This window comes from Streptomyces sp. (assembly GCF_050698815.1).
GTDB lineage: Bacteria > Actinomycetota > Actinomycetes > Streptomycetales > Streptomycetaceae > Streptomyces.
Genome location: NZ_JBOHCV010000097.1, coordinates 1 through 6,234 on the forward strand (window position 1 = coordinate 1; position 6,234 = coordinate 6,234).

Annotated in this window: 6 protein-coding genes and 1 pseudogene; 3 read left to right on the plus strand and 4 right to left on the minus strand. The window is 72.2% G+C overall.

What is annotated here, in order from left to right:
* Positions 1 to 49 precede the first annotated feature (49 nt).
* On the minus strand, positions 50 to 364 hold the full coding sequence (locus tag ACRDP3_RS03780; protein ID WP_431515364.1) for a hypothetical protein: 315 nt from the start codon (positions 362 to 364) through the stop codon (positions 50 to 52).
* Positions 365 to 600: 236 nt separating this feature from the next.
* Here ACRDP3_RS03780 and ACRDP3_RS03785 point away from each other — a divergent pair, with 236 nt between their 5' ends.
* Complete coding sequence (locus tag ACRDP3_RS03785) at positions 601 to 1,722, plus strand: amidohydrolase (RefSeq protein WP_431515368.1); 1,122 nt, start codon at positions 601 to 603, stop codon at positions 1,720 to 1,722.
* Here ACRDP3_RS03785 and ACRDP3_RS03790 read toward each other — a convergent pair.
* From ACRDP3_RS03790 to ACRDP3_RS03800, 3 genes are read right to left on the minus strand one after another with little or no spacing between them, the layout of a single operon-like run.
* A complete protein-coding gene (locus ACRDP3_RS03790; protein ID WP_431515365.1) occupies positions 1,692 to 2,753 on the minus strand; it encodes a COX15/CtaA family protein in 1,062 nt (353 codons plus the stop codon). The two genes, ACRDP3_RS03785 and ACRDP3_RS03790, sit on opposite strands and share 31 nt — an antisense overlap.
* A gap of 21 nt (positions 2,754 to 2,774) precedes the next feature.
* Positions 2,775 to 3,491, minus strand: a complete 717-nt coding sequence (locus ACRDP3_RS03795) for an ABC transporter permease (protein ID WP_431515369.1) — start codon at positions 3,489 to 3,491, stop codon at positions 2,775 to 2,777.
* A gap of 47 nt (positions 3,492 to 3,538) precedes the next feature.
* A complete protein-coding gene (locus tag ACRDP3_RS03800) occupies positions 3,539 to 4,465 on the minus strand; it encodes an ABC transporter ATP-binding protein (protein ID WP_431515366.1) in 927 nt (308 codons plus the stop codon).
* 178 nt (positions 4,466 to 4,643) lie between these two features.
* Between ACRDP3_RS03800 and ACRDP3_RS03805 the strand changes: the two genes are divergently transcribed.
* Both ACRDP3_RS03805 and ACRDP3_RS03810 read left to right on the plus strand, forming a co-directional pair.
* Positions 4,644 to 5,555 (plus strand): helix-turn-helix transcriptional regulator, encoded by a 912-nt coding sequence (locus ACRDP3_RS03805; RefSeq protein ID WP_431515367.1) that lies wholly within the window; start codon positions 4,644 to 4,646, stop codon positions 5,553 to 5,555.
* Positions 5,552 to 6,234: pseudogene (locus ACRDP3_RS03810) on the plus strand (Fe-S cluster assembly protein SufB); the annotation flags it as partial. The gene ACRDP3_RS03805 and the pseudogene ACRDP3_RS03810, both read left to right, overlap by 4 nt.

Genomic DNA, 6,234 nt, shown 5'->3' on the forward strand with positions numbered 1-6,234 from the left:
GGTCGGAACGGTGACGTTCCGACCGGAGCCGGGGCCCTCGCCGCTGGTGTCAGGCGCCGGCCGGGCCGCCGAGCTGGATGCCCGCCATGCGGCTCCACTCGTACGGGCCCGTGCTCACCTTGCCGGCCAGCTCGCCGTCGAAGGTGTCGTGCACGGTGATCCCGGCCTGCTCGGTGGCCTGCCGTGCGGTCTCCACCGAGGGAGCCATCAGGTCACCCCAGCCGCCGTCCGCGCCGACGAGGACGATACGGGCGCCGGTCTGCCCCACATAGGCGATCTGCCCCTCCGCGCTGCCGCCGTGCCGTCCGGCGAACGCGGTGATCTCCCTGGCGAGCTTGGCCGCCCGCTTGCTGGTGTCTGCCATGCACACAATGCTACCGACGGGTATCCCCGGCGGCCACGGGCAGTCCGGAGGGGAGACCGACGCCACACCGGGCCGGGCCCGACACCCAATCCGGTTCCGGGCGTTAGTCCCACCGGGACCAGGAGGCGCGGATGGCGGCAGGTTTCCCGGGATTCCCGGACAGTGCTCTCGGGCGTCCGCCCGTGAGCGTCCGGACGCGCGCCCCTGGCACTCCCGGAGCACCCGGACGGCGGGGACTGCCCGGGCTGAGCGAGCTTGTCGACCAGCACAGCTACGGCGTGCTCCACGCGGACCTCGGGCTCGGCACCTTCGAGACACACCTCGCGGCGGCGACGGGAGGGAGCGTGCCGGCCGGCGGCACGCTCTTCGACAGCCGTCTCGGTCTGGAGCTGCTCCGCTGGTGCCCGCCGCTGCTGGGCCTCGAACCGCACTGTTCACCGGCCAGGTATCTGGCGCGGCGGCGCGAAATGGGTGCGTACCGGGCGGCGCGAGCACTGCTGCGAGGTACCGGCATCAGCTGCTTTCTCGTCGACACCACCGCCCTGGGCGACCGCGGTCCGTGCCCCGGCCCGCACGGACTGAGCTCGCCCGGAGAGCTGGCCGCGGCCGCCGCCGGGAGCGCGCGGGAGGCGGTCGGCCTCGGCGCGCTCGCCGAGCAGGTCGCCGACACCTCCGGTTCGGTGCGCGCGTTCGTCAGCGACACCGCCGAGGCGTTGCACGGAGCGGCACGCGGCGCGGTCGCCTTCACCTGCGCCGCCGATTTCAGGGAGGAACGGCCGCCGGGGCTGTACGAGGTGCAGCGGGCGGCCGACCGCTGGCTGCGCGCGCGGAGCCGGCGAACCCCGGGCCCGGAATCCGGCACCGCTGATCCGTCCCACTGCCCCGCCGACACGGTAGGGGCGGAGCCCGCGCTCGTCCGCCATCTGCTGTGGGGCGCGCTGGTCACCGGCCGTCCGGTGCAGCTGCACTGCGGCGACCCCGCACCGCTGGCCGGCTTTCTCCGGGCCGGCAGCGGGCTCGGCAACGACGTCGTACTGCTCACGCGGCGGCCGTACCACCGCGTCGCGGCACGGCTCGCCGCCGCATACCCGCACGTCTACGCCGATATCGGCCCGCGGCCCGCCGAGACACTGGCCGAGGCGCCCTTCGGCAAGCTGCTCTTCTCCTCTGGCGCCCGGGCGCTGCCGGAGCTGTACGTGGTGCGTGCCCGCACGTTCGTACGGGCGCTGGAGGAGCTGCTGACGGAATGGGTGGCGGACGGCGGCTGCACGGGCGGGGACGCCGTACGCATCGCCCGGCAGATCGCGAGTGGGACCGCGCGGCGGATCTACCGGTTGGAGGCGGCGGTCGCGGGCTGATCCGGCGCGCTCTGCGCGGGGGCCGGAAGCCGGGCCCGGTCCGTGCTCGGTGCCGTCGTGCCGGCCGGCAGTCCGCGCTCCCGCAATGACAGCAGCAGCCGCAGCACCGCGACCCACACCAGTGCCGACCCCAGCAGGTGCAGCCCCACCAGGATCTCGGGCAGCTCGGTGAGGTACTGCGCGTATCCGATGACGCCCTGGGCGAGCAGGACCAGGAACAGCTCGCGCGTGCGCTGCCGGGGACCGGCCGGTGCGTCGAACGCGCGCAGCACCAGCCACAGCGCGAGCGTTCCCACCACCACGATCCAGGCGAGGGCGGCGTGGATCTGGGTGACGGTCCGCCAGTCGACCGGCATCCGTGGCACGTCGCTGCTGTCTCCCGCGTGCGGACCGGCGCCGGTGACGACGGTGCCGACGATGATCAGCGCGCCGGTGACCAGTGCCAGGCCCTGGACCAGCTGCCTGACGGACCCCCCGACCAGCGGCCGGGGCGGCGTGTCGCCCTCGCGGGAGCGCAGCCAGGTCAGCGTGGCGACCGTGAGCAGTGCGACGGCGAGCAGGAAGTGCCCCGCGACGGAGTAGGGGTTGAGGCCGGTCAGCACGGTGACGCCGCCGATGACGGCGTTGCCCATCACGAGCCAGAACTGTGCCCAGGCCAGCCGGCTGAGGCAGCGGCGGCGGGGCTCGGTGGAGCGCGCGGCGACGATGGCCCAGCCGACGGCGGCGCTGAGCACGTACGTCAGCATCCGGTTGCCGAACTCGATCGCGCCGTGGACACCCATCTCCGAAGTGGCGTACAGGCTCTCGTCGCTGCACTTGGGCCAGGTGTCGCAGCCCAGCCCGGAACTGGTCAGCCGCACGGCGGCGCCGGTCACGATGATGAAGACGCTCATGATCAGCGCAGACCCGGTGGCCCGCCGGAGCGTTCGCGGGGCCGGGGTCCAGCGCGCCGCGATGGCGGCGATCGGATTACGCACGACGTCAAGCAGGTTCGGCACGGGCTCATCGTACGGGGACGCTTGTGCGTACATTCACGAGGGGCGGGCGGGACGTCACTCCCACTTGAAGAAGCGGGCCGCGGCGGCCAGCCCGGCCACGGACCAGCAGGCGAGCACCCCCAGCTCACCCCACGGGACACCCGCGCCGTGCCGCAGCACTTCGCGCAGACCGTCCGACAAAGCCGCGATCGGCAGCAGTTGCAGTACGCCCTGTACGGCGCCGGGGAACTTCTCCAGCGGCACGATGACCCCGCCGCCGACCAGCAGCAGGATGAAGACGAGATTCGCGGCCGCGAGCGTGGCCTCCGCCCGCAGCGTTCCGGCCATCAGCAGTCCGAGACCGGAGAAGGCGGCGGTGCCCAGGACGAGCAGGAGCGCCACGGTCAGCGGGTCGCCGTGCGGCGTCCAGCCGAGCGCCAGCGCGACGGCGGTCAGCAGCGCCACCTGCAGCACCTCGACGACCAGCACCGAACAGGTCTTCGCGGCCATCAGGCCCCACCGGGGCAGCGGCGAGACGGCGAGCCGCTTGAGCACGCCGTAGCGGCGCTCGAAGCCGGTGGCGATGGCCTGTCCGGTGAAGGCCGTGGACAGTACGGCCAGCGCCAGGATGCCCGGTGCCAGATAGTCGACACGCCGGCCGCCGCCGGTGTCGATGATGTCGACCGTGCTGAAGAGCACCAGCAGCAGCGTCGGGATGACCACCGTGAGCAGCACCTGCTCGCCGTTGCGCAGCAGCATCCGGGTCTCCAGAGCCGCCTGTGCGCGGATCATCCGCGACAGCGGCGCCGCCCCGGGCTCGGGAGTGAAGGTACCGACGCTCACGACCGCAGCTCCTTGCCGGTGAGTTCCAGAAAGACGTCCTCCAGCGTGCGCCGTTCGACCGAGATGCCGTCGGGCAGGACGCCGTTCTGCGCGCACCAGGAGGTGACGGTGGCGAGCAGCTGGGGGTCAACGGCGCCGGTGAGGCGGTAGCCCCCCGGCGCGAGTTCGGCGGCGGCGGTCCCGTCGGGGAGCGCCTTGAGCAGCGAGGCCAGATCGAGCCCGGGGCGTCCGGTGAAGCGCAGCGAGTTCTCGGCGCCGCCACGGCACAGCTTCTCGGGGCTGCCCTCGGCGACCACCCGCCCGCCGTCCACGATGACGACGTCGTCGGCCAGTTCCTGCGCCTCGTCCATGTGGTGCGTGGTCAGCACGACGGTGACACCGTCGGCGCGCAGCTCCCGCACGAGGTCCCAGGCGGCACGGCGGGCCTGCGGGTCGAGTCCCGCGCTGGGTTCGTCGAGGAAGACCAGTTCGGGGCGGCCGACGACGGCCAGTGCCAGGGCCAGCCGCTGCTGCTGGCCGCCCGAGAGCCGCCGGTAGGGCGTTCGTCCGCAGCCGCCCAGTCCCAGCCGGTCCATGAGGGTGCCGACCTCCAGCGGGTGCGCGTGCAGGGCGGCCATGTGGTGCAGCATCTCCGCCGCCCGTGCCCCGGAATAGACCCCGCCGCTCTGCAGCATGACGCCGATGCGGGGGCGCAGCCGCGCGGCCTGAGCGACAGGGTCGAGGCCGAGCACCCGGACGGTGCCGCGGTCCGGGCTGCGGTAGCCCTCACAGGTCTCGACGGTGGTGGTCTTGCCCGCGCCGTTGGGTCCCAGTACGGCGGTGACGGTGCCGTGCGCGACGGACAGATCCAGACCGTCCACCGCGGTCTTCCCGCCGTACCGCTTCACCAGCCCCGCGACCTCGAGGGCCGCTCCGCTTCCCATACGGGCGAGTCTAGGGAGACCGGCGGTTCACCCGTGGCCCGGGTCCGAAGGAACCACGAAGACCGTTGTACGCGGCGCCCGCGGCGCACAAGTAAGGCTCCCCTTACGTGATGCAGTCCATCCGGGCAGGTCACGAGGCGGCTTGCCCGGCTGGGAAGAATTACGCAACAATGGCGTTGTGAAAAAGACGGCTGAGGGACAGGAGACGCGCGCGGCGGCCACACCGGCCCCCGGCGGGTCAGGTCTGTCCAGGGCCGCCGGCAGCACAGGAGCCCAGGACGAGCAGCACGGCACGCGGAACAGGGTGGCGCGCTCCATCCTCGACCACGGCCCCTCCACCGCCGCCGAACTGGCACTGCGGCTGGAGCTGACCCAGGCTGCGGTACGCCGCCACCTCGACTCGCTCCTCGGTGAGGGAGTCGTCGAACCGCGCGAGAAACGGGTCTACGGCTCGCGAGGGCGGGGCCGCCCCGCCAAGATCTTCGCGCTCACGGACTGCGGCCGGGACGCCTTCGACCAGGACTACGACCGGCTTGCCGCGGACGCGCTGCGCTGGATCGCGCGGAGTGCCGGGGGCGGTGAGCGGGGAGAGGCCGCGGTCGCGGACTTCGCCCGTGCCCGCGTGGCCGATCAGGCCGAGCGGTACCGCCACGCGCTGGAGCGGGTGCCGCCCGAGGAGCGCACCAGGGCGCTCGCCGAGGCCCTGACGCAGGACGGGTACGCTGCCACCGCACGCAGTGCGCCCGCTTCCGCCGGGGACACTCCCGGGCGAAGTTCCGGGGGCGAGCAGCTCTGCCAGCACCACTGCCCGGTGGCGCACACCGCCGAGCAGTTTCCGCAGCTGTGCGAGGCGGAGACCGAGGTCTTCTCCCGCTTGCTCGGCACCCACGTGCAGCGACTGGCGACGATCGCCCACGGCGACGGGGTGTGCACCACCTTCATCCCGCAGACCCTTCCTCCGCAGTCGGCGGGGAGCCCCCTGGACGGACCCGCCAGTACGACCAGCAATGCCACCACCAGCACCACCAGCACGACCAGCAACGCCACCACAGCATCACCTGCGAACACCGCCGGGAGGAACCCCGCATGACCTCTCCTACGGAGACTGCTCACCCGGAGCTCGAGGGACTGGGCAAGTACGAGTACGGCTGGGCCGATTCCGACACGGCCGGTGCCACCGCCAAGCGTGGCCTCTCCGAGGACGTCGTCCGCGACATCTCGGGGAAGAAGAGCGAGGCGGACTGGATGCTGAAGCTCCGCCTGAAGGGCCTCAAGCTCTTCCGGAAGAAGCCCATGCCGAACTGGGGCTCGGACCTGTCGGGCATCGACTTCGACAACATCAAGTACTTCGTCCGCTCCACCGAGAAGCAGGCCCAGAGCTGGGAGGACCTGCCCGAGGACATCAAGAACACCTACGACAAGCTCGGCATCCCGGAGGCGGAGAAGCAGCGCCTGGTCGCCGGTGTCGCCGCGCAGTACGAGTCGGAGGTCGTCTACCACCAGATCCGTGAGGACCTGGAGGAGCAGGGCGTGCTCTTCCTGGACACCGACACGGCGCTGCGTGAGCACCCCGAGATCTTCCAGGAGCACTTCGGCACCGTCATCCCGCCCGGGGACAACAAGTTCGCCGCGCTCAACACCGCGGTGTGGTCCGGCGGTTCCTTCATCTACGTGCCGCCGGGCGTGCACGTCGACATCCCGCTCCAGGCGTACTTCCGCATCAACACCGAGAACATGGGCCAGTTCGAGCGGACGCTGATCATCGTCGA

Bases quoted from the DNA above. Each gene is read 5' to 3' on its own strand.
- ACRDP3_RS03800 (WP_431515366.1), bottom strand. From the start codon at position 4,465: ATGGGAAGCGGAGCGGCCCTCGAGGTCGCGGGGCTGGTGAAGCGGTAC.
- ACRDP3_RS03790 (WP_431515365.1), bottom strand. From the start codon at position 2,753: ATGTACGCACAAGCGTCCCCGTACGATGAGCCCGTGCCGAACCTGCTT.
- ACRDP3_RS03780 (WP_431515364.1), bottom strand. From the start codon at position 364: ATGGCAGACACCAGCAAGCGGGCGGCCAAGCTCGCCAGGGAGATCACC.
- ACRDP3_RS03795 (WP_431515369.1), bottom strand. From the start codon at position 3,491: ATGATCCGCGCACAGGCGGCTCTGGAGACCCGGATGCTGCTGCGCAAC.